The sequence below is a fragment of the Oceaniovalibus sp. ACAM 378 genome (assembly GCF_008085915.1).
In the GTDB taxonomy this organism is placed as follows: domain Bacteria; phylum Pseudomonadota; class Alphaproteobacteria; order Rhodobacterales; family Rhodobacteraceae; genus Oceaniglobus.
This window is the reverse complement of record NZ_VSJK01000108.1, coordinates 1-365: the sequence shown is the minus strand read 5'-3', so window position 1 is coordinate 365 and position 365 is coordinate 1. Positions and strand designations below refer to the sequence as shown.

Below are 365 nucleotides of genomic sequence, written 5' to 3'. Positions count from 1 at the left end.
AAGTCGACACCGATAATAGTAACTTCGGACATGGATGCTCCTTCCTTTTGTGATGGCTTTAACACTCACCACAATGGCACATTGCGATGCCGTCGGGAGGGGCATCCACGCCATCAACAGAGCCGTTTAAGGCGGTTGCTACACTCCGAACAAGTTGGCGCTATGGTAGGTTCCGGGTTTCGTATTGCGGCTCTAAATTTCAAAGTTCCGACTGTGACCTGCCCCCCGGTCGTCCCTCGGTCATAGCGAGAGTCCTTGGGTTTGATAGTCGTCGGTTTCGGGTGTGGCAAGCGCGCCGGGCGCGATGCCATCAAGTAGCTCAAGCGCTCGGCGCGCTTCTGCGGGGGTCTTGTTGCCGAGCGATG

Annotated in this window: 1 pseudogene; it reads right to left on the bottom strand. The window is 56.4% G+C overall.

The window, feature by feature from the left end:
• Positions 1–240: 240 nt before the first annotated feature.
• Positions 241–365, bottom strand: a pseudogene (locus FQ320_RS25410) (IS3 family transposase); the annotation flags it as partial.